The 22,886-nt window shown below is 40.5% G+C and carries 19 protein-coding genes and 1 pseudogene; all 20 read right to left on the bottom strand.

Translation table 11 applies throughout. From position 1 onward, the window contains the following. Positions 1-1,015, bottom strand: a pseudogene (locus BM390_RS04490) (IS200/IS605 family accessory protein TnpB-related protein); the annotation flags it as partial. Between the two features lie 322 nt (positions 1,016-1,337). Next, positions 1,338-2,876: a hypothetical protein gene (locus tag BM390_RS04485; protein WP_089853080.1), complete on the bottom strand. Its 1,539-nt coding sequence runs from the start codon at positions 2,874-2,876 to the stop codon at positions 1,338-1,340. Between the two features lie 432 nt (positions 2,877-3,308). Further along, positions 3,309-4,646 carry a type I glutamate--ammonia ligase gene (gene glnA / locus BM390_RS04480; protein WP_062320042.1) on the bottom strand — a complete coding sequence of 446 codons (1,338 nt, stop codon included), beginning with the start codon at positions 4,644-4,646 and terminating at the stop codon, positions 3,309-3,311. Between the two features lie 26 nt (positions 4,647-4,672). After that, positions 4,673-5,074, bottom strand: coding sequence for a MerR family transcriptional regulator (locus BM390_RS04475; RefSeq protein ID WP_062320040.1), 402 nt, complete (start codon positions 5,072-5,074; stop codon positions 4,673-4,675). 178 nt (positions 5,075-5,252) lie between these two features. Next, on the bottom strand, positions 5,253-6,494 hold the full coding sequence (locus tag BM390_RS04470) for a methionine gamma-lyase family protein (RefSeq protein WP_062320038.1): 1,242 nt from the start codon (positions 6,492-6,494) through the stop codon (positions 5,253-5,255). A 2-nt stretch (positions 6,495-6,496) separates the two neighbouring features. Beyond that, positions 6,497-7,741, bottom strand: coding sequence for a GTPase HflX (gene hflX / locus BM390_RS04465; RefSeq protein ID WP_062320036.1), 1,245 nt, complete (start codon positions 7,739-7,741; stop codon positions 6,497-6,499). Between the two features lie 77 nt (positions 7,742-7,818). Next, positions 7,819-8,043 carry an RNA chaperone Hfq gene (gene hfq / locus BM390_RS04460; protein ID WP_062320034.1) on the bottom strand — a complete coding sequence of 75 codons (225 nt, stop codon included), beginning with the start codon at positions 8,041-8,043 and terminating at the stop codon, positions 7,819-7,821. Positions 8,044-8,084: 41 nt separating this feature from the next. Beyond that, entirely contained in the window at positions 8,085-9,020 is a 936-nt protein-coding gene (miaA, locus tag BM390_RS04455) for a tRNA (adenosine(37)-N6)-dimethylallyltransferase MiaA (protein WP_062320032.1), read from the bottom strand. A gap of 11 nt (positions 9,021-9,031) precedes the next feature. Then, positions 9,032-10,981, bottom strand: coding sequence for a DNA mismatch repair endonuclease MutL (gene mutL, locus BM390_RS04450; RefSeq protein WP_089853087.1), 1,950 nt, complete (start codon positions 10,979-10,981; stop codon positions 9,032-9,034). Positions 10,982-11,000: 19 nt separating this feature from the next. Then, positions 11,001-13,658, bottom strand: coding sequence for a DNA mismatch repair protein MutS (gene mutS / locus BM390_RS04445; RefSeq protein WP_062320028.1), 2,658 nt, complete (start codon positions 13,656-13,658; stop codon positions 11,001-11,003). A 125-nt stretch (positions 13,659-13,783) separates the two neighbouring features. Continuing rightward, on the bottom strand, positions 13,784-14,296 hold the full coding sequence (gene cotE, locus BM390_RS04440) for an outer spore coat protein CotE (RefSeq protein WP_062320026.1): 513 nt from the start codon (positions 14,294-14,296) through the stop codon (positions 13,784-13,786). 100 nt (positions 14,297-14,396) lie between these two features. Continuing rightward, complete coding sequence (locus BM390_RS04435) at positions 14,397-14,759, bottom strand: YlbF family regulator (protein WP_089853079.1); 363 nt, start codon at positions 14,757-14,759, stop codon at positions 14,397-14,399. Between the two features lie 12 nt (positions 14,760-14,771). Next, positions 14,772-16,286, bottom strand: a complete 1,515-nt coding sequence (gene miaB, locus BM390_RS04430) for a tRNA (N6-isopentenyl adenosine(37)-C2)-methylthiotransferase MiaB (protein ID WP_062320020.1) — start codon at positions 16,284-16,286, stop codon at positions 14,772-14,774. A gap of 135 nt (positions 16,287-16,421) precedes the next feature. Then, complete coding sequence (locus tag BM390_RS04425) at positions 16,422-16,682, bottom strand: stage V sporulation protein S (RefSeq protein WP_062320018.1); 261 nt, start codon at positions 16,680-16,682, stop codon at positions 16,422-16,424. Between the two features lie 62 nt (positions 16,683-16,744). Further along, positions 16,745-17,542, bottom strand: coding sequence for a 2',3'-cyclic-nucleotide 2'-phosphodiesterase (gene ymdB / locus BM390_RS04420; protein WP_062320017.1), 798 nt, complete (start codon positions 17,540-17,542; stop codon positions 16,745-16,747). 103 nt (positions 17,543-17,645) lie between these two features. Continuing rightward, positions 17,646-17,915, bottom strand: coding sequence for a hypothetical protein (locus BM390_RS04415; RefSeq protein ID WP_062320014.1), 270 nt, complete (start codon positions 17,913-17,915; stop codon positions 17,646-17,648). 71 nt (positions 17,916-17,986) lie between these two features. Then, entirely contained in the window at positions 17,987-19,558 is a 1,572-nt protein-coding gene (gene rny, locus BM390_RS04410; protein WP_062320012.1) for a ribonuclease Y, read from the bottom strand. A 252-nt stretch (positions 19,559-19,810) separates the two neighbouring features. Beyond that, positions 19,811-20,860: a recombinase RecA gene (gene recA / locus BM390_RS04405; RefSeq protein WP_089853077.1), complete on the bottom strand. Its 1,050-nt coding sequence runs from the start codon at positions 20,858-20,860 to the stop codon at positions 19,811-19,813. 164 nt (positions 20,861-21,024) lie between these two features. Next, complete coding sequence (locus BM390_RS04400; RefSeq protein WP_089853075.1) at positions 21,025-22,275, bottom strand: competence/damage-inducible protein A; 1,251 nt, start codon at positions 22,273-22,275, stop codon at positions 21,025-21,027. Further along, the gene (gene pgsA, locus BM390_RS04395) at positions 22,275-22,859 is read right to left on the bottom strand and encodes a CDP-diacylglycerol--glycerol-3-phosphate 3-phosphatidyltransferase (RefSeq protein WP_062320011.1); all 585 of its coding nucleotides are present in this window, start codon (positions 22,857-22,859) and stop codon (positions 22,275-22,277) included. Before pgsA ends, BM390_RS04400 begins: the two co-directional genes overlap by 1 nt. Positions 22,860-22,886 lie beyond the last annotated feature (27 nt).

Below are 22,886 nucleotides of genomic sequence, written 5' to 3'. Positions count from 1 at the left end.
TGCCGGTTGACGTTGAGGTATTCAGATAGGGTGTAGCAGGCACATCAATTAAGCATTTAACGATATAGTAGTCACCATGGTCCTCAAGCGACCATGCAATCGGCTTCCCATACTTTTTCTTATCTTTCAGGTTCATTTGTGTCTGAATGGCACGATTGACATGATCTTGACCATAAGGAAAAACAACGTCAGCGAGACGAATGACGCATTGGTCGATCGCTTTAAAGGTAAGGGTATGCGTCTCTGGGTGATAATGAAACACAAAGTTACCTGATTTAGCATCTTTTCGTCCTGAAATAGTCATCTTACCGTAACGCGCCGCTGCCCAATCTTTCTGCCAACGCTCAGGATGAGCGTGATAAGACTTCTGTGTTAACCGGCCGCGTGCGAGTTTTTTACTACCGAAACACACACCCGTCACTTTGTTTGTCAGTTGTGTCTGTTGTTCTTCGTATCGGTCTTTCTTAAAGTTCAATTGGCCCAAGCGAGACTTTAGGTGTTTGATCTCAACATCAAGGTGTTGATGTTCAAAATCATAGGCGCAGTAAAATAAGCGGGTGGAATGCTTATATGTCACAACAAAAAAGGCCCCTTTTTGTTGTTCACGTGATGTCTTGTTGAACATCGGTGTTCCTTTGACAAAAGAGCCTTTTATTTTTTGAAGTGTCGTCAAGCGCGCCTTCGTCGCTTTTATTTTTCTTTTAACGGCGCTGATTTGTTCTTTTTTATTATGCATGTACACGTTCTTTAATTCTTTTTGTGCAGATAGAAGCGCGCGTCCTTCTTGAACAGCGCTGTTCGCATAATAATCATTTAATCCGTAACGTTGCTTTAACCGTTGATGGATGGAAACAGAACTTTTTGCTTTCGAGCCCCTAAGCTCCCGGACATCCGCTTGATAGCGAAAATGTTTGGCTTGATTAAACACCCGAAGGGTGTGAGTCATGGACATAACAAAATCAGGGTCGATTTTATGCTTATATAAGCGATGTGAAAAAATGGCCTTCATACCCATGATACCCATCCTCCCTTTGTTTTGTGACGGTCACTGTTAGTGCTTTAATTATACCATGTGGAATATATGTTTGTCACTTCAAAAATATTCAAAACAAGCGATTCATCACCCACCTAGTGCTGACGCACTTGAGGAAGGTGTCTTCTCACTCTAAAACGATAAATCTAACTGATTAACCTTTCAGACAGTCAATCTCAGCAACTCTCAACGACACCTAAGTGCCCGTGACCTGAAGTTCTTTATCGGTGGTAAACAAATAACGTGTGACCTAGTTAAGTGGTGCATTAACTAAGTCACACGTATCGGTTGTCTCCCTATAAATTTAAACGATAAATAATGAGATGATGACACCAATAACACCAATAAAGCTAATGGCGTGGACAGTTTTAATTGGCATGAGACCATCGTCTTTCATTGCTTTACCAAACATAAAAAAGACAACAGGGTGAACGAGAAACGGCATGGAAAAGATAAACGGAATTAAACTTGCAGACTCGGCACCGAACATACCACCTTGAACGGCCGCAAACAGACCAAAGTGAGAAATCGCACTAGCTTGCGCCATCCCGGTAAATAGAAATGGGATTTGACTAAAACTGAGAAGTAACAGCCCACCAAATACCGCCACTAGCTGCCAGCCAAATGAAAATTGCATTAACGCCTTCACTTCTTTGTTACTTTCATCATTTGCTTTCTTAAGTTGCTTTAAGCTTATTATTGTAAATAACACACCGATAGCAACAATTACTATTGATGGCAATATCCAAAGCGCTCCTCTTTCAGCACTAATGGCTAATACAGAAAAAACGAAGATATGAGCAAAAAACGGGATATTAATCATAATTGGTGCACGTCGGGCAGCTTCTTTGCCTAAATCCCCCGCCGTACAAGCACCCGTCAAACCCGAGTGGGATAGAGCACCGGCCATACCTGGCGCTAAGTTTCTTACATGATTATTTTTCGCAAAATACATGATCAAACTGATACCACCGAACATAAAGAATAGCTGACCAAAGAATCCATAGAGTATTAAACTATTAACCCCCTCAATAGTAAAAGCTTCACTAATCCGCGATCCTCCTACCATAAAATTACTTGCAAGTACGACAGGAATCCCTGCAAAAAGCAATGATTTGATTGTGGGACCGAAAGACCATCGGTATAAAAGTGCTCCTAACGATGCCGAGATAATCATCGCAAAGAAAATTTGTGGTAAGGCAATGATTGACTCAATGCCCCCCGCAATCAATGAAGATAAATATAAAATACCGATAATAGCAATAATTTCAATGATTCCTTTGCGGATGTATAACGACTTATTAGTGATTGTAGCTCGATTATCAATGAAGATAACCGCTCCAACGATGCCTATGTAAGCAATCAGTGGATACACATTATTTAACGCACTCGTTGAACCACCAATTAACATTCTACTCGCACTTTCAATTCCAATTAATAAGAAGAAAGATCGAATAATCATTACAATTTGCGTACGTGTTGTCCCTAGCACAGCTTCCTCCTGACTCGGGATCACCATCTCTTCATTTTTTAAAGGCTTATCGGAAAAGATTTTACGCAATTCCTGTCCGCCGACAAAAAATGAAACAACTAAGGCAATAATGGTAGCTGATGCAACCATATTGACCATCGGAAATGCTCCGATACCAGGTTCAGCAACACCTGTTTCTACTAAAATATATCCCATCGACAAACCGAAGATAACAATAATTAAAATCGGTGAGTAACGTGTTCCTGCCACCACAGTTCTTGCGATTAAAACCATCGGAATAATTAAAAAAAGCGTGATCCAGAACTGATTTAGCAAGTTTAAGCTCATAAATTGTTCTAACATAAGTTCCATAACTTACCTCCCTGCATTTGATAAGAAAATACTTATGTAAGCACTTTCTTCGTAAGCATACGAAAAAATGCTGACTTTGTAAACAGAAAATTATAAAAAATGCTAAAAAACTTAAAATTAACTTATTTCAATATATTTAAACATGAAAATAACCCCCTGATACCAGAGGTATCAAGGTGGTTAAATGATTAATATTGTTGCATATATTGTTCACGTTCCCAAGTGTGAACTTGTGTACTCACATATTTCTAAGTATATCGATCAAACATCAATGTCTAAATATGAGGTGCATTTTTATGAAATGACAGATGTTAAAAAATGAGTGATTTTTTTGCGATAATTTGTGGGTGTTTCGTGGGTGCGCCGAAATGATACAAAATATGAGCAAAAAGAAAAACCCTCAATACCAGTGGTATCAAGGGTTTCGTCTGATTAATATTGTTGCATATATTGTTCGCGTTCCCAAGGGTGAACTTGTGTACGGAACATATCCCATTCAATTTCTTTTGATTCAATAAAGTGCTCATAAGAGTGGGCACCTAATGCGTCAACAATGATTTGGTCTTTTTGCAATTCTTCTAAAGCAGCATACAAGGTAGCCGGTAGATCATCGACACCATTTGCGACACGCTCTTCTTTGTCCATCACATAAATGTTACGATCAACTGCTTTTGGTGCTGGTAATTGATTTTCAATACCATCTAAGCCAGCCGCAAGTAAAGCTGCTAACGCTAAGTAAGGGTTAGCTGCAGGGTCAACACTACGTACTTCTACACGTGTACTTAAACCGCGTGAAGCCGGAATACGTACAAGCGGTGAACGGTTAGAACCACTCCAAGCCACGTAACATGGCGCTTCAAAACCAGGCACAAGACGCTTATAAGAGTTTACAGTTGGATTAGTTACCGCTGTAAAACCTTGTGCATGCTTTAGAATACCAGCAATAAATTGATACGCGGTTTCACTTAACTGCATAGGACCATTCTCATCAAGGAAAGCATTCTCTTTCCCTTTGAAAAGAGACATGTTACAGTGCATACCTGAACCGTTTACGCCAAATAATGGTTTTGGCATGAAGGTTGCATGTAAACCGTGTTTCCGTGCAATTGTTTTAACAACAAGTTTAAATGTTTGAATATCATCCGCGTGCTTCACTGCGTCAGAGTATTTAAAGTCAATCTCATGTTGGCCAGGGGCAACCTCGTGGTGTGATGCTTCGATTTCAAAGCCCATTTCTTCAAGCTCTAAAACGATATCACGACGACAGTTTTCACCAAGATCGGTTGGCGCTAAATCAAAATAGCCACCTTTATCATTTAATTCAAGTGTTGGCTCGCCTCTTTCATCGAGTTTGAATAAGAAGAATTCTGGTTCTGCACCAATGTTGAATGTAGAAAAGCCCATCTCTTCCATCTTCTTAAGGTTACGCTTTAAGTTTGCACGTGGGCAACCTAAGAATGGTGTCCCATCTGTATTATAGATATCACAAATGAAACGCGCCACTTTACCTTTTTCTGATGTCCAAGGGAAGATAACAAATGTATTTAAATCTGGATACAACTTCATATCAGATTCTTCAATACGTACGAATCCTTCAATTGATGATCCATCAAATACCATTTCGTTATCTAACGCTTTGTTAATTTGGCTGACCGGAATCTCTACGTTCTTAATCGCACCTAAAAGGTCAGTAAACTGTAATCGAATAAACTTAACGTTTTCTTCTTCAACTTTTTGTAAAATCTCTTCTCTTGTAAAACTCTTTGCCATGGTTGTCCCTCTCCTTTAATTGATCTTTATTGACGGAAGAACCTTGATAGCTCTCCCTGACGCAATGAGGCTTTTCCATATCGACCGGTATGTAACAGTTCTTGACGTAAGTACTTACGCAATTCTTTATCAGATAAATCCGCTTGGTCTTTGACCGGCTGATCAATCTGATCTGTTACTGGAAGTTCTTTCAATTGAAGCACCTGCTTAATCCCCGCTAAATTAATGCCTTTTTCAATTAATTCTTTTATCTCTAATAATCGATCAACATCATTAAACGAGAATAGACGTTGGTTCCCTTCTGTCCGCGCCGGGTGAATCAACTGATGTTCTTCATAATAACGAATTTGTCTTGCGGTAAGTCCCGTTAAGTCCTTTACGATACCAATGGAAAATAAGGGTTGCGAACGGCGATCAACTTGACCCATCTACAACACTCCCCTTCCTCTTGCTTTCCATACTTCTATTATACACACGAGAATATAGTTGTCAATCCATGTTAGGTTATTTAACATAAAAATTTTCAGAAAATATTAAACTTTTACTCTTATCCTTATTATTACACTATCTTTTCCTTATTTTCTCGTATCAGTAGGACTTAACACACTAGATTGTCAGATCTCCCGACTCGACAAACCGCATAACCGCCTCACTGACCGCTAACTTCACGTGACTGTATGTGAGCCCCCCTTGCACAAAGGCAGTATAAGGCGCACGAAGTGGGCCATCAGCGGTGAGTTCTAAACTAGCACCTTGAATAAAGGTACCTGCTGCCATGATCACATCACTTTCATAACCGGGCATTGGCGCAGGGTACGGCGTGACATAAGCATTAATCGGTGAGGCATGTTGAATGGCTTGGCAAAACTTCACCATTTGATCGGCTGTTTCAAAAGTAACGGATTGAATTAAATCCGTGCGTTTATCTGTGTATTTAGGTGTTGTTTTAAATCCAGCCAGTTCAAGTAGACGAGACGTAAACACTGCGCCTTGTAACGCCTCACCGACGACATGAGGTGCTAGGAAGAACCCTTGGAACATTTCTTGCAAGACACCGAGCGTGGCCCCTGTTTCCTTACCTAGACCTGGGGCAGTTAGACGATTGGCTGCTTTTTCAATCAGATCTTTTCTACCAGCAATGTAACCACCGATGCGGCTAATGCCTCCCCCAGGGTTTTTGATTAATGAACCCGCAATCAAATCAGCATCGACTTCTGTCGGTTCCATTGTTTCAACGAACTCACCGTAACAGTTATCAACGAAAACAATGATCTCTTCATTTATAGCTTTAACAAATTGAATCATTTCTTTAATCGCCTCAATTGTAAACGATGGACGCTCCGCATAGCCTCTGGAGCGTTGAATGGCTACGACTTTTGTCTGCGGTTTAATCGCATATTTAAGCGCCTCATAATCAATCGCATGAGACGACGTTAAGGGAATGGATTGATAATGGACACCAAAGTCCATAAGGGAACCCGTATCTTGTCCACGCGTCCCAATCACTTCTTCTAACGTATCATAAGGATCCCCCGTCATATAAATGAGTTCATCCCCTGGTCGTAAGATGCCGAACAATGCCGTTGTAATCGCATGGGTACCAGAGATTAGCTGAGGTCTCACAAGGGCGTCTTCTGTTTTAAAGACATCGCGGTAGACCGCTTCAAGTCCATCACGCCCCATATCATCATAGCCATAGCCTGTCGTTGCCTGAAAATGCACATCGGCAATTTTATTGTCCCGAAAAGCATTAAGCACCTTTAATTGATTTGTTTCGACAATCTGCCCGATCGCTTGGCGAATATCTTTAATATCGTCTTCTGTCTGTTTAATTAAGTGTTCAATCATAACTAAAACTCGCTTTCTTCTTTACTTTTTGGTAACAGCGGATGACCTTCTGGTAAATAAACCGTCAGATGATACTGTTCTGTTTCTTCATTGAAGACAATCGCTTCAACGATGCCCTCTGTTTGAAGTTGTTGCAACCTTTTTCCTTCATCCTTGTCTAGGACAATCTCTTCTAATGAAAAGAGTGTTTTAATAAGGCTTTCTGTTTCATTCAGGATGCGCTTATGATCTGCTTGTTCAAAAGCACTGATCGTTAAAGCAGGTTTTTCAAATGGAATAAACGTCGTCTGTAATAAATCTTTTTTATTATATAAAGTCAGCATCGGTATGTGCTCAGCCCCTAAATCTTCAAGGAGGCGTTTGACTGTTTCTTGTTGCTGGTAATGATCAGGATGAGAAGCATCAACGACATGATAAATAAAGTCCGCCTCTAACACTTCTTCTAGCGTCGAGCGAAAAGCCGCAATTAATGCCGTCGGCAAGTCTTGCATAAAACCAACCGTATCTGTAACAATGGCTTGAAAACCGGATGGTAACTTCAGTTGACGCGCGGTCGTATCAAGCGTCGCAAATAATTGGTTCTCTTCAAACGTCTCACTTTGGGTTAAGCGATTAAACAACGTTGATTTACCAGCATTCGTATAACCGACAATCGCCATTTGAAACACTCGATTGGATTCACGACGTTTACGATATTGGTGTCGCTGATTTTTAACTGTTTCTAATCGACGCTTTAAATCATCGATCCGGCGCATAATGTGTCTCCGGTCTGATTCGAGTTTCGTTTCACCAGGCCCGCGCGTCCCAATCCCGCCCCCAAGTCTTGAGAGCGATTGACCTTGACCATGTAGTCGCGGCAACAAATACTGATATTGCGCCAATTCCACTTGAAGCTTCCCTTCATTCGTTTTAGCGCGACTTGCAAATATATCTAAAATCAGTTGCGATCGGTCAATAATTGGCACATCAATATACCCTTCTAAGTTTCGCACTTGCGAACTTGATAATTCATTATTCGCAATCACTAAATCGATGTTTTCAGATTCAATTAACGCCCTTACTTCTTCGATTTTACCTGTTCCTATATATAAACTCGGGTGAATACGATCTCTCTTTTGCGTCACCACATCAACGACTTCCCCTTTAGCCGTCTCTGTCAATGATATTAATTCTTCAACTGAATACATAAACCGTTCATGATCCATTGTCTTTTTCTCTACCGCAAGAATCAATACGCGTTCTGACATATATTATTCCTTCTTTCTTATGGGAGTTAGTTACATGGAAAGAGAGCGCTTTAACAGCGCTCTCGAATGATTAAGAATTATTCTGTTTCAATCTTGACATTTTTCGCTGGTGAGAATGTTGAAATTGCATGTTTGAAAATCAACTGTTGCTTACCTTCTGTTTCAAGTAAAACCGTGAAATTATCAAACGATTTAACTAATCCTCGTAATTGGAAGCCATTCGTTAAGAAAACCGTTACTTGAATATGGTCTTTTCTCAGTGCGTTTAAGTATTGATCTTGAATGTTAACAGATTGTGCCATGTAAATTCCTCCTCTTTTTCTCTCTCTATTATACTATAATTCTAGGTCGATAGTAAAAATCCTGCTAAATCTTTAAGAATTTTTTGAAAAACTTCATTTTTCGTTTCAGGTGTGATCGCATACCAATCGACAACCATCTTATTCCTAAACCACGTCAACTGTCTTTTGGCATAACGACGTGAGTTTTGTTTTAATAAGTCAATCGCTTCAGCTTGTGTCAGTTGACCTTCAAAATACGGAATCAATTCTTTATAGCCAATCGCTCGCATAGATGGTGCATTTTTTAAGCCTAAGTCATAGAAATAGCGTGCTTCTTGGAACAACCCTTGCTCAACCATCTCATCAACACGGGTATTAATCCGCTCATATAAAAGCGTACGATCCATATCAAGACCAATAAGGATGACGTTATATGGCGATTCCTCTTGTTGATTTTGTTGATATTCAGACATCGTTTGCCCTGTACGGTCATACACTTCAAGCGCACGAATCACACGTCGCACGTTATTTTTGTGGGTCTTTTTTGCTTGTTGTGGATCAACTTCTACTAACCGATCATACACAGCGTTAATTCCTAACTTTTCAATGTCGGCTTCTATTTTTCGTTCATATGCCGGGTCCCGCTTTTCCTCTGATAACGCGTAGTCACGAATGATACTATCTAAATACATACCCGTCCCACCTGCAATGATGGGTAATCGCCCTCTACTTCTAATATCGGTGATTAACTCGGTCACTTTTGATTTAAAATCAAACACCGAAAATCCTTCATCTGGCTCAAGGATATCCAGGAGATGGTGGGGAATGTTTTGTTGTTCTTCTGGTGTTACTTTTGCGGTCGCTATATCCATTCCGCGGTACACTTGCATCGAGTCCCCACTGATCACTTCCCCGATAAAACGTTTAGCGATGTCAATCGATAAGGCTGTTTTTCCTACGGCTGTTGGACCAACGACACACACAATGGTTGGTTTCATTTAAGTACCTCCTACATAATCCGTTTGAACATTTTTTCAAGTTCATACGTTGAAAAATGAATGACAATTGGCCGGCCGTGCGGGCACGTAAACGGATCTTCTGTTTTTCTTAATGTTTCAAGCAACTCAAACATATCATCATAATTTAAGTGATGATTCGCTTTAATCGATTTTTTACAAGCCATCAAGATCGCCGCATCTTCTCTCAACTTCTTTAAATCAATCTTTTCATCTTCAATAATTTGAGCAATAATATCCCGAATCGTCTCTTCTTCAAATCCAGCGGGGAACCAATTAGGATGAGCAGTGATCCGGTACGTTTGTTGACCGAACGGCTCAAAGAAAAGACCAATTGCTTCAAAATCCGTTTGATACTGTTCGATGAGGAGCGCTTCTTGTTTTGAGAAGTCAAACGTCATTGGCACGAGTAACTCTTGTAAAACGGGATCAACTTCAACAATTTTATCCCGGTAATACTCGTATTTAATCCGTTCTTGGGCCGCATGTTGATCGATGACATACATCCCTTGGTCATTTTCTGCGATAATATACGTTCCGTGATGTTGTCCGACCGGATACATCAGAGGCATCCGGCTGTTATTAGCCGCGTCTTCTCTCTCATCTTCCATCATCTGTTCATTTACAGATGATGAATCAACCGTTGCTTCAGGAAGTCGCTCTGTGTTTTCATGAACCGTTTCAGGAAATGCTGTTGCTGCGTGTTGTTCAATATCACGTGTAATGTTTCGGTCATCGCTTGAGTGATCTGTTAGCTCATCTATTTGAGGCACAAAGTTATTCATTCCCGTTTCATCCCGATCAGATTCGTCCACAGCTGCTGAGTCTTGATTGTTTACGCGAGCATTTAGATCACTCACTTGTTTGCGCTCTGTATCTGGTATGTCTGATGAGGTATGATCAAATGAAAAACTCGCTTGTTCAGATACTTCCTTTTTAAGCTTTGGTTTTTTCTCTGTATAATCAGGAATTAACCTTTCCTGTCTAAAAGCATTCTTAATTGCTGTTTCAATCGCTATAAATAATTCTTTTTCTTTACTGAACCTGACATCCAGTTTGGTCGGATGGACATTAACATCGACTAAAATAGGATCCATCTCAATTTGAAGCACGACAATCGGGTGGCGCCCAATGGGAAGAAGCGTGTGATACCCACTTAAAATCGCCTTATTTAATATCACACTTCGAACAAATCGACCATTGACTAATGTCGATAAATATTGCCGGCCACTTCTTGTCACTTCCGGTTTGGCAATGTAACCTGAAATCGTATAGTCCAATGTTTTATGTTCGATGTTTATCATCTTCTTCGCGACATTGACCCCGTAAATTTGTGCAATAATTTGAAGCAAGTCGCCACGACCATTTGATTTAAAAATAACCTTATCATTGTGCGCAAGCGTAAACCGAATGCCTGGATGACTTAAGCTCAATCGATTAATCACATCTGTGATATGACCGAGTTCGGTATGGATGGTTTTCATGTATTTTAAGCGCGCTGGTGTATTGAAAAAGAGTTGGTCAACCGTAATTTCGGTCCCTTTTCTTGCATCTGCTTTTTCACGACTGATTTCTTTTCCCCCTTCATATTGAATAAGGATACCAGCCCCATCACCTGTCGATGTTTTAAGAGTCAGTTTACTGACAGCCGCAATCGAAGCTAATGCTTCGCCACGAAACCCCAGTGTTCGCACGTGAAATAAATCTTGTTCTGATTTAATCTTACTTGTCGCATGACGTAAGAAGGCAACAGAAGCATCACTTTCTGTCATCCCGTCCCCATCATCAGTAACTTTCATTCTCATGAGACCCGCTTCATATACATCGACTTTAATCATTTGACTATTCGCATCAATACTATTTTCTACCAGTTCTTTAATCACCGAGGCCGGTCGCTCCACGACCTCTCCCGCCGCAATTTTATTACTGAGGGCATCTGACATTAATTCAATGGCCACAGAATCACTCCTCTTTTTGTAGTTCCTTCTTCAAGTCAAATAAGGCGTTCATCGCATCAATTGGCGTCATCGACATTAAATCCAATTGTTTTAATTTCTTTTCTACCCGTGAGCCTTTTTTATTTTTTGACGTTGATGTTGTTTCAGCAAAAAAGCTTAATTGATCATCTGTTTGAAGGATAGTCATCTCAGCATTATTTTTAACATCCTCTTCATCAACTTTTTGTGACGCCAACTCAAAAGCAGCCGTTTTTTCTTTCACATTGTTTGTTGTCTGTTCAGATTCATTCGATTCTAATAACTGCAGAATCACATTCGCCCGATTAATTAAGGTACCGGGTAAGCCTGCTAACTTAGCTACATGAATCCCGTAACTTTCATCCGCTGGACCTGGTTTAATCTTATGTAAAAAGACAACCTCTCCATCATGTTCTTCTGCGGATACGTGGACATTTTCTAGTTGTGTGAGCGTCTCACTCAGGCTTGTTAATTCATGATAATGCGTGGAAAAGAGCGTTTTTGCTCCAATATGGTCATGCACGTACTCGATAATCGCTTGCGCAAGCGCCATTCCGTCATACGTACTCGTCCCGCGTCCAATCTCATCTAAAAGAATCAGACTGTTGTTAGTCGCAAATTCTAGTGCATGTTTTGATTCTAACATCTCCACCATAAACGTACTTTGTCCACTGACTAAGTCATCGGCTGCACCGATGCGGGTAAAGATTTGATCAAAAATCGGCAAGGTGGCAGATTCAGCCGGCACGAAACAGCCAATCTGTGCCATAATGACCGTGAGGGCAATCTGGCGCATATACGTACTTTTACCAGACATATTCGGTCCAGTAATCAGTAACATATTGGTCTCGCTATTTAGTTTAATATCATTCGGCACATACATACCGTCTGTCATCACTTTCTCGACAACCGGATGGCGCCCCCCAACAATCTCTAAGATGTCTTCCTTAATTAACGTCGGTTTAACGTAACCTTCTTGTTCACTAACAACCGCAAAACTCTGCAGAACATCTAACGTACTCACCTTTTCCGCTAATTGTTGCAAGCGAGGGATGTAAGCTTTGACTTGTTCCCGAAGTTCGTTGAATAACTGCAGTTCAAGTTCTAGACTTTTTTCCTCGGCTTGAAGGATAAGGTTTTCCTTCTCTTTTAATTCTGGTGTAATATACCGCTCGGCATTCGTTAAGGTTTGTTTTCGTTCATATTTTCCTTCAGGTAATAAATGAAGATTCGCTTTTGTGACTTCGATGTAATAACCGAATACACGGTTATAGCCAATCTTTAACGATTTAATCTTCGTCTCTTCTCGTTCTTTTTGTTCTAATGCATTGATCCATTGTTTCCCGTTTCGTGACGCGTCACGGTAGTCGTCCAATTGGGCATGGAAGCCGTCTTTAATGATGCCGCCCTCTTTTAAGGTCATCGGCGGTTCATCTGCTAAACTTTGTTCCAATAACCCGCGCAAGTCACTTAATGGATCTAATGCCTCACCGATAGCTTGTAAGTACGGAGAATGAAACGTCTTTAACGTTTCTTTCACCGTCGGCACACGAGATAAACTCAACGTCAATTGTTGGAGGTCACGTGGATTGATATTGCCAAAAGCCACTCTTCCTGATAGACGTTCTAAATCATAAATCGATTTTAAATCATCCCTCAGAGACTCTCTTTCAATGAATTGATCGAGTAAACCTTCGACCATCGCATACCGTTCACTAAGAGCCTGTCTGTCTAACAAAGGACGTTCTAACCATTTCTTTAAGTAACGCCCGCCCATGGCGGTGACGGTTTGATCTAATACCCATAGTAAGCTGCCCTGTTTACCTTTTTTCATCATCGTTTCTGTTAACTCTAAATTTCGTTTAGAATGCATATCCAAACCGAGGTAACCACTGAGCACGATTTCTTCTGCTGGTTGCACATGGTCAAGTGAACGCTGTTGGGTGGTACTAATATAATGAATAAGCCGAATAATGGCTTGTCTTAATGATTGATGACTAATGTTGACTAATAAATCACCATAAGACGCGCGATCGATTGTCTCAGGTAACTGATGGTGCGAAATGGTTAATTGCAATTCATCTGATAACGTCATGCGTTCTTTATCCGTTAATTGATCAGAGACCACGACTTCTTTGATAGGACGGTTATAAATTTCACTTTTCAGTCGGTCAAAGTGATTCACCGATAGAACGTAAAGTTCCCCGGTTGATAAGTCGATAAAACTGAGCATGTAATCACCCTCTGCTTTGTCGACACTTGCCAAGTAATTGTTCTCATTCTCTAACAGCATGGCTCCTTCCATGACCGTACCTGGGGTAATCACTTGGACAACGTCCCGCTTTACGACACCCTTGGCTGTTTTCGGGTCTTCCACTTGTTCGCAAATCGCTACTTTATAGCCACGCTCAACAAGTGTTTTTATGTAGTTAGTAGAGGCGTGATACGGGATACCACACATAGGAATACGTTCCTCGGCCCCACCATCACGGCTCGTCAGCGTGATTTCTAATTCTTGAGCGGCTTTCGTCGCATCATCAAAAAACATTTCGTAGAAATCACCGAGTCGAAAGAATAAAAAACAATCGTTGTAGCGTGCTTTAATTTTTAAATATTGCTGAATCATTGGTGTGTAACTTGGCATGTATAAAAACTCCTATTCGTTCTCATTTACTGTTTGTATTATAACATATCTAGTGATGTCTTCTCTTCATTTTGAAGTGAAACTAACAAAAAGAAAAAGCGCACGAAATGTACGCCTTCAAACTGTTATGATTCATTTTGATTATACCAGTGAAAGTGCTCATCATCAATAGAGGCCGGATCAACTCTCACGGATACTTTCGTGTCACCGATGACTTCGACAAGATAACTCTTCTCCACTTCCGCTTGTATCGTACCATCACTCTCATTAATCGTACATTCAATCGAGTGTGGCTGTTTGGTCATCTTCGCATACACTTCCGCTTCTTTGTTTAGTGTATGTCGATCGGTAACAGATAGCGTAACAGGATCTTGATAATTGATATGTTCAGTCACCACTTCTGTTTTAGTCGAATCATTAAACGCATACCATACATTAATATCGAATCCACCGTTGACATCAACGGTATTTTGATTGCGTTGTTTGGCATGATACACATGATTAATGATCCAACACCCTAATATATTATCTGGCTTATGCGGTGTTTTAATCACATGTTTTGAGACTGTTTCTTTTTCCCCTTTACCAATCACCGCTTTTGTAATAATTTCGCGTACATCATTTTCTAAATAACTCATTTGACAACCCCCACATCGTTAGGCTTATATAAGACAGTCTATGCAAGAAGACTAAAAAAGTGCAAAAAAAAAGATGCCCGTTGGCATCTTACTTATCTAATCATTCACTTGTGTCGATTTCATCGGTCATTTTCTGATTAATTTCCGTCACGAGTGACTGTAAAATCGTATTGACATCGACTTGTGTCTGTTTAAATTCTTCCACAATCGGCAAGGCATCAATTTGTTGTTGAATCTGGTCAATGTCTTGATCAACGCGTTTCGCTGCTTCTGTTTTTCCATAAGCTTGCAGATTGACCGCTTGCTTTTGGAGTTGTTTTATTTGATTGATCATTTGTTTTACTTTCTCGTGCTCATCAAGCGTTTGTTTCACAGCTTTAAAACGTTGGACGTCATCTAAATCACTGAGTTTTTCGGCAACGCCTTTAGTAAAGGCTAATATATCTTCATCTGTGTAATGCATGTTGTCACCCCATTATTCTGTCACTAATTCACCATATAGTGACCATGTCTTTGCATGTGTTATTCTAACAGGGACAATCTCTCCAATCAAGCTTTTCGGTGCTTTTAGGTTCACTAATTTATTTCGTTTCGTATAGCCCGCTAAGACGTCAGGATTTTTCCGGCTTTCTCCTTCAATTAAAACATCGACAACTTCTCCGATATATCGCTCCATTGCTTTTTTCGATTGTTTATTGACGAGCGTGTTTAATCGTTGAAGACGTTCTTTTTTTACGTCTTCTGGTGTCTCGTCTTTCCAGCGCGCTGCCGGAGTACCTTCTCTTGGTGAGTAAATAAACGTAAAGGCATGTTCAAACCCTACTGTCTCGACAAGCGAGAGGGTGTCTTCGAACTGTTCATCCGTTTCATTAGGAAATCCGACAATAATATCGGTCGTTAATGTGACATCTGGTAGTTTTGCTTTTATTTTTTTGACTAAGTCTAAATAGTCTTCTCGGGTATGACGGCGAGCCATGACCCGCAATATATCGGTACTACCTGACTGAACCGGGAGGTGAATATGATCAAGTAAATTACCGCCCTTAGCTAAGACATCTATTAAGTGATCATCAAAGTCGCGTGGGTGTGAGGTCGTAAAACGAATCCTCGGGATATCAATCTCTCGTAATTCATCAAGCAAATGGCCTAACCTATAATCAAACGGCAAATCTTTCCCATAAGCATTGACATTTTGCCCAAGTAACGTCACTTCCTTATATCCGTCACGTGCTAGTTGTTTGACTTCTTCAATAATATCTTCTGGTAACCGGCTCCGTTCTTTCCCACGCGTATACGGGACGATACAGTAGGTACAGAATTTATCGCACCCATACATAATGTTGACCCAAGCTTTAAGTTTACCTTTCCGCTGTTTCGGTAAATTCTCAATAATGTCACCTTCTTTTGACCACACCTCGACGACCATTGCCTTTTGAAACATCGCTTCTTTTAAAAGTGATGGCAAGCGGTGAATGTTGTGGGTGCCAAAAATCATATCGACAAACGGATGTTTCTGCATGATGCGGTGCACGACGCCTTCTTCTTGTGACATACAGCCACATATACCAATAATGACATCCGGATTTTCTTTTTTAATCGGCTTTAAATGACCGAGTTCACCGAATACTTTATTTTCGGCGTTTTCTCTGATCGCACACGTGTTTAACAGGATCACATCAGCTTCTTTCATCTCGCTAGCTTCGGTATAGCCCATCAAAGATAAGAGTCCCGCCATTACTTCGGTGTCATGTTCATTCATTTGACAGCCATAGGTTCGTATGTAGTAGGTTTGATTTTCGCCAATCAGTCGCATATCTTCTGGAATCGAAAAATCATAATGGATGTCGACATCTTTTTTTAATCGTTTTCTTGCTTTTTTCAAGTTAGGTGGTTCGTACGTCGCGTCGTTATGTAATTGTTGCAGCCGTTCTAAGTGTTCTTTTGTTGTTGGTTTCATTACTTGTTGCTGAGTTTTTTGTTGTTCATTCACTTTATAGGTCGCCTCCAATAACTTACATGTTTTACCTGTCTATTGTACCATGTATAGCTTAAGGGATTAAGGGCTTTCATTATTTGTCACCTTTTTGTCACAAAAGAAAAAGCACCCTTAAAAAGGGCACTTCGTTTAACGTGGTTCAATGATTAATTTCATAGCCGTTCGTTCTTCATTTTCAATCATAATATCCGTAAAGGCTGGCACACAGACTAAATCCATACCACTCGGCGCAACAAACCCCCTGGCGATGGCAATAGCTTTTAGAGACTGATTCAGTGCACCGGCACCAATCGCTTGTAACTCTGCCGATCCTCGTTCACGTATGACGTTAGCTAATGCCCCTGCCACTTTGTTTGGATTTGATTTTGACGAAACTTTTAACACATTCATTATGATAGCCTCCTTATTGTTACTCCCTTCACTATATTCACAATAAGCGGAGACTATACCTATTAGCCGAAGAAAGGTTGGTCATCATTAATTAAAATGCGATCAATTTTCTTCGCTTGACCGGTGTTGTTATCAATATCAATCACAACACCCGATAATTGAGCTTTACCTGTTTTTGTTGCTTCAAAGCGAACCGGTAGCTGCGTTAAGAAACGCTTTAACACAGCCTCACGATCCGTCCCAATAATCCCATCATATGGACCGGTCATACCAACATCTGTGATATAAGCGGTGCCACTGTCTAACAAACGATTATCCGCCGTCTGAACATGTGTATGCGTACCAACAACGGCACTCACGCGACCGTCTAAATACCATGCTAGCGCCAGTTTCTCACTCGTCGCTTCAGCATGGAAATCAACAAAAATAACATTGGTGCGTTTTTTCGCTTCATCAACAAGGTCATCGGCATAGCGAAATGGGTCTTCAAGGGGCGGTAAAAACGTCCGACCTTGTAAATTAATAATCGCTACTTCCGTGCCATTGACATTCACATAGCCAATGCCTTTGCCTGGTGTCCCTTCTGGAAAATTAGCCGGACGCACCATCTTATCAGCGGAATCAATAAAATCAAAAATATCTCTATTATCGAAGGTATGATTACCCATTGTTAAGTAATCCGCACCCCACTCTAAAAATTGTTTGTAGATCTTTTCTGTAATACCCTTACCTGCCGCGGCATTTTCCCCGTTCACGATGGTGAGCTGGGGTTGATACTTTTGTTTTAATTGTGGGAGATACGTTTTAAGCTGATCGCGTCCCATTGAACCTACGATATCGCCAATAAATAAAATTCGCATACATAAACCTCTTTCTTCATTATCTATTTTCACAGGTTTCATTTTATCATAGTCTAAGACCTTACACTACCAGGAAACAAATATGTAAGGAAGTCCCAAATGTTCAATCTTGATGAAACAACCGAATATCAAACAGTAATAATTGGCCGGGGATAAAGGTGATGAGTGGAATAACAAAATAGACAATCACAACCAATAAACCTTCCAGCACGTGTCTTTCAACGAACATATATGTCACAGCTTCCATGAGTACACTAAGACTCATCGCCGCCCCAAAACTGAGTAACAGTTTTAGTTTTTTTCGTGGCACCTTACTTTCAGAAAAGCAAGCGAGACTAATTAGCGCAAGAATCAACAATAACCATATGTACAAAATATCCCCTCCAATTTTAAACCGTTAGATGTAAAAAAGAAGCGATCCTATGACCGCTTCTTTTACTTTCGTTATTTAGCATATTCCACTGCGCGTGTTTCACGAATAACAGTGACTTTGATATGACCTGGGAATGTTAATTCATCTTCAATTCGCTTTCTAATATCGCGAGATAAGCGGGCTGCTTCTAAATCATCAATTTCATCAGGTTTTACCATAATACGCACTTCACGTCCTGCTTGAATCGCGAATGATTTTTCAACACCGTCATAGGATTCTGAAATCTCTTCTAATTTTTCAAGACGTTTAATGTAATTCTCTAATGTTTCACTTCGTGCTCCTGGTCTTGCCGCAGATAAAGCATCAGCTGCCGCAACAAGGACAGCAATGATTGACGTTGCTTCTTCGTCTCCGTGGTGAGAGGCGATGGCATTGACGACAACCTCTTTCTCTTTGTACTTGATAGCTAATTCTTTACCAATTTCAACGTGGCTTCCTTCTACTTCATGATCAATCGCTTTACCGATGTCATGGAGTAAGCCTGCTCGTTTCGCTAAAGTGACGTCTTGTCCTAACTCACTTGCGAGTAACCCTGAAAGATGGGCCACTTCAATGGAGTGTTTCAAGACATTTTGACCGTAACTTGTACGGTACTTCATACGCCCAAGGATTTTAATTAAGTCTGGATGTAAACCGTGAACACCGACTTCAAAGGTTGTCTCTTCACCAACTTCGCGAATATACTCATCAACTTCCCGACGAGCTTTATCCACCATTTCTTCAATACGTGCTGGGTGAATACGACCATCTTGAACAAGTTTTTCTAATGCAATCCGTGCCGTTTCACGACGAACAGGATCAAATCCTGACAGGATAACCGCTTCAGGTGTATCATCAATAATTAAATCGATACCTGTTAACGTTTCTAATGTACGGATATTACGGCCTTCTCGACCAATAATACGGCCTTTCATTTCATCGTTTGGCAAGTTGACAACCGATACGGTTGTTTCTGCGACGTGATCTGATGCACAACGTTGCATAGCAAGTGATAAAATTTCTTTTGCTTTTTTATCAGCTTCTTCTTTTGTTCTGTTTTCTGCCTCTTTGATAATAAGTGCGGATTCATGACTCACTTCTTTTTCGACTCGTTCTAAAATCGTCTGTTTTGCTTGGTCTGCAGTTAAACCAGAAATGCGCTCCAGTTCAGCTTGTTGCTCTCGCAACATCGCATCTACTTTGCTTTCCATTTCTTCAATTTGTTGTTGTTTTTCTGCTAAAGTTGTTTCTTTCTTCTCTTGCATACGTTCACGTTTGTCCAACGTATCATCTTTGCGATCAAGATTTTCTTCTTTCTGCATTAAGCGATTCTCTTGTTTTTGAAGTTCAAGACGACGCTCACGAATTTCCTGCTCCAAATCTTGACGAATTTTGTGATTTTCATCCTTCGCCTCAAGTAATGCTTCTTTTTTCGCAACTTCTGCATTACGATGGCCTTCTTGAACGATTTGCTTAGCTAATTCTTCTGCACTCGAAATCTTTTTCTCTGCAATCGATTTACGAATCCAATAGCCAACAACAATACCGACGATTAGGATAGCCAAACTGGAGATGACGAGAACCAAAATTTCTGTGAAGTTCATGATTTCACCTCCTCTTGCTATTCATTTTTTCGTGTTTAAGTCGGCATGTACTTTTCATAGTCATATGAATGCGTCATTAAGTTTTTGTATAATTCAAAACGAGAATTATACACTTTCCATTCTAATCGTCAAATTTCTTAATGTCAAGAAGGCAAAATGACAATCAGACAGAAATGGCCTTTATTACCATCTATTTTCACGTTCTTTTTTTGATAGGATCCTATCAAAAAGAAGGGGGAGCCCCCCTTCTTTTTACTCGTCTTCTGGTAATAGTTCATCCATGGCTTCTACAGGTTCTTCAACGGATGCGGTGCCATCAAAGTTATAATGCGCACGTACCGCTTGATAAATTTCCGCTTTCACTTCTGGATTCTCTTTCAAGAATTGTTTTGAGTTTTCGCGACCTTGGCCAAGGCGTTCATCTTTATAGCTATACCAAGCTCCACTTTTTTGTACGATGTCTAAATCAGAGGCAATATCTAACATTTCACCTTCACGTGAAATACCTTCACCATACATAATATCAACTTCCGCTTGTTTAAATGGTGGCGCAACTTTATTCTTCACGACTTTCACGCGGGTACGGTTACCGACCATATCATTTCCTTGTTTAATCGTCTCAGCACGACGGACTTCTAAACGAATAGAGGAATAAAACTTCAGGGCACGTCCACCTGGTGTCGTTTCAGGGTTACCGAACATAATCCCGATTTTTTCACGAATTTGGTTAATAAAGATGGCGGTTGTTTTTGATTTATTAATCGCACCAGATAGCTTTCTAAGGGCTTGTGACATCAGACGTGCTTGTAACCCAACGTGGGAGTCACCCATTTCTCCTTCAATCTCAGCTTTAGGAACAAGGGCTGCGACTGAGTCAATAACAACGATATCAACGGCCCCACTACGTACGAGTGCTTCGGCGATTTCTAGTGCTTGTTCACCTGTGTCTGGCTGTGATAAAAGTAATTCATCTGTATTAACACCTAAAGCTTTAGCATAAACAGGATCTAGCGCGTGCTCTGCATCGATAAATGCTGCTGTACCACCCTGTCTCTGTGCTTCTGCAATCGCATGAAGTGAGACAGTTGTTTTACCGGATGATTCCGGTCCATAAATTTCAATAATTCTTCCACGTGGATAACCACCCACACCAAGGGCGATATCAATGGCAAGTGAGCCACTTGAAACGGTTGGGATTTTCTGTTCAGCGCGCTCACCTAACTTCATAATGGAACCTTTACCAAATTGCTTTTCTATTGACTTTAGCGCCATGTCCAGCGCTTTTTTACGATCTTCACTCATCTAATATGTCCTCCTTCAATCAACGTAAATGTTGTGTTTAACTCATTCTATCATAACGTTTTTCACTTCATTACACAAGCAAAAACGAATAAATGTTCTTCCCTTTTATAATTAAAAAAGCGCATGAATTTAAAACATTCATACACTTTTTACGGTTTTCTCTTTTAATTTGATTCTAAAAAATAATATAACCATTCCAATGCTTTTTTAACGGCCCGTGTTCGTGTCAATTCTCGGTGATTCACAAACGAGAACCTTTCCACCCGGTAATGCGCCTCATCATAGTAAAGACAAATAAAAACGGTACCCGCTTCATGTCCTTCCAGTGGTTCAGGGCCCGCTACTCCGGTAAAGCTCACAGCTAAATCCGTACGTAGCTTATCTTTTGCTTGTTTAGCCATCTCAATAGCCGTTTCTTTACTAACGGCACCAAAAGACGAAAGCGTGGCTTCCTTAACCCCGAGAAGTTGAGTTTTCGTTTCATTACTGTAACTAATGATGCTCCCTTTAAACACTTGGCCAGCGCCTGGTATCGAGACAATGGCATCACTAAACCGACCACCGGTCAAACTTTCGGCTGCGGCTAGCGTTAAGTCTTTCTTTACTAACTGTTTCACAACGACATCCGCTATCGTTTCATTATTAAAACCATACATATATTGACCGACTCGCGCTAACAATGATGCCTCACTAACTTCAATTAAATGATTGGCTTCTTCTATTGTCCTAGCACGTGCAGTTAATCGCAGCGCGACTTCACCATCACTCGCGAGCGGAGCAATAGTAGGATTAGATTGTTGCTCAATCAAATATTTTACTTCCATTTCTAATTGCGATTCACCAATCCCGATAAATCGCAACATCTTTGAGACAATCACATCTTGTAACTGAAAGGTCTCTCTTAAGTATGGAAGCACAGTATCTTCCATCATTTTTTTCATTTCAGTAGGGACACCTGGCATGATAATAAACGTTGTCTCGTCATCTATGACGATCATTCCTGGTGCAGTGCCTGCATCATTACGTATCATTGTAGCGCCTTCAATGACATTCGCTTGTTTACGATTGTTCTCAGACATCGTCCGGTTGCGTCTTTTGAAGAATGTTTCAAGTTGTTCTAACGCCTTCTCGTCTTGATGTAGCTCTCGCTTCGTAAAATCACTTAAAACCTCACGGGTTAAATCATCATCTGTTGGACCAAGTCCACCAGTCACAAGTACAACATCAGAACGACTTTTTGCTAATTCAAAACTACGGTAGATTCTGTCGTGATTATCTCCGACGACTTGATGATGGTACACACTAATACCTTGATTAGCCAGCACCTCAGAAATCCACTGGGCGTTCGTATTCGCGATTTGACCAAGTAACAACTCGGTACCTACACCGATAATTTCTGCTTGTAGTTGAGCCATTATTTTGACTCCTTCATCACGTGCCAGTTCTTAATAAAATAATCTAAGCCAGATACGACCGTTAAGATTAAAGCCACATACAATAAAATCGTACCCACAGACACAGTTAAGTTAAGGTATGAAAACGGAAAATCGTGTAATAATAAAAAGGATATGGAGACAAGTTGGAAAGTCGTTTTCCATTTACCCATTTGCCCTGCAGCTAAAACAACTCCTTCTCCAGCTGCCACTAAACGTAAACCTGTCACCGCAAATTCGCGTGATAAAATGATAATCACAAGCCAGGCAGGCGCCATGTTGAGTTCAACAAGTAAGACAAAAGCGGCTGCCACTAAGAGTTTATCTGCCATCGGATCTAAAAACTTCCCTAAGTTCGTGACTAAATGATATTTACGTGCATAGTAACCATCCACCCAGTCTGTACCCGAAGCAATGATAAATAACAGCGCGCTCACTAAGTGAACAACAGGTAACGTCTCCTCGCCAATAGAAATACTACCCCAATCTAAAGGGAGAGTGAGTAACAATATAAAAATAGGGATAAGTAAAATACGTGAAATAGTAATACGATTAGGTATATTCATAAAACATCCTCTTTCTTAAAATAGATT

Origin of the sequence: Halolactibacillus miurensis, from assembly GCF_900116255.1 — a bacterium.
GTDB classification, from domain to species: domain Bacteria; phylum Bacillota; class Bacilli; order Bacillales; family Amphibacillaceae; genus Halolactibacillus; species Halolactibacillus miurensis.
Note: the sequence above shows the minus strand (reverse complement) of the source record. Positions and strands in the feature narration are given on the sequence as shown.

Coding starts and splice junctions, on each gene's coding strand:
- BM390_RS04485 (WP_089853080.1), bottom strand. CDS start 2,876: ATGGAACTTATGTTAGAACAATTTATGAGCTTAAACTTGCTAAATCAG.
- glnA (WP_062320042.1), bottom strand. CDS start 4,646: ATGGCAAAGAGTTTTACAAGAGAAGAGATTTTACAAAAAGTTGAAGAA.
- BM390_RS04475 (WP_062320040.1), bottom strand. CDS start 5,074: ATGGGTCAAGTTGATCGCCGTTCGCAACCCTTATTTTCCATTGGTATC.
- BM390_RS04470 (WP_062320038.1), bottom strand. CDS start 6,494: ATGATTGAACACTTAATTAAACAGACAGAAGACGATATTAAAGATATT.
- hflX (WP_062320036.1), bottom strand. CDS start 7,741: ATGTCAGAACGCGTATTGATTCTTGCGGTAGAGAAAAAGACAATGGAT.
- hfq (WP_062320034.1), bottom strand. CDS start 8,043: ATGGCACAATCTGTTAACATTCAAGATCAATACTTAAACGCACTGAGA.
- miaA (WP_062320032.1), bottom strand. CDS start 9,020: ATGAAACCAACCATTGTGTGTGTCGTTGGTCCAACAGCCGTAGGAAAA.
- mutL (WP_089853087.1), bottom strand. CDS start 10,981: ATGTCAGATGCCCTCAGTAATAAAATTGCGGCGGGAGAGGTCGTGGAG.
- mutS (WP_062320028.1), bottom strand. CDS start 13,658: ATGCCAAGTTACACACCAATGATTCAGCAATATTTAAAAATTAAAGCA.
- cotE (WP_062320026.1), bottom strand. CDS start 14,296: ATGAGTTATTTAGAAAATGATGTACGCGAAATTATTACAAAAGCGGTG.
- BM390_RS04435 (WP_089853079.1), bottom strand. CDS start 14,759: ATGCATTACACAGATGAAGATATATTAGCCTTTACTAAAGGCGTTGCC.
- BM390_RS04425 (WP_062320018.1), bottom strand. CDS start 16,682: ATGAATGTGTTAAAAGTTTCGTCAAAATCAAATCCAAACAAAGTGGCA.
- ymdB (WP_062320017.1), bottom strand. CDS start 17,542: ATGCGAATTTTATTTATTGGCGATATCGTAGGTTCAATGGGACGCGAT.
- rny (WP_062320012.1), bottom strand. CDS start 19,558: ATGAACTTCACAGAAATTTTGGTTCTCGTCATCTCCAGTTTGGCTATC.
- recA (WP_089853077.1), bottom strand. CDS start 20,860: ATGAGTGAAGATCGTAAAAAAGCGCTGGACATGGCGCTAAAGTCAATA.
- BM390_RS04400 (WP_089853075.1), bottom strand. CDS start 22,275: ATGGCTCAACTACAAGCAGAAATTATCGGTGTAGGTACCGAGTTGTTA.
- pgsA (WP_062320011.1), bottom strand. CDS start 22,859: ATGAATATACCTAATCGTATTACTATTTCACGTATTTTACTTATCCCT.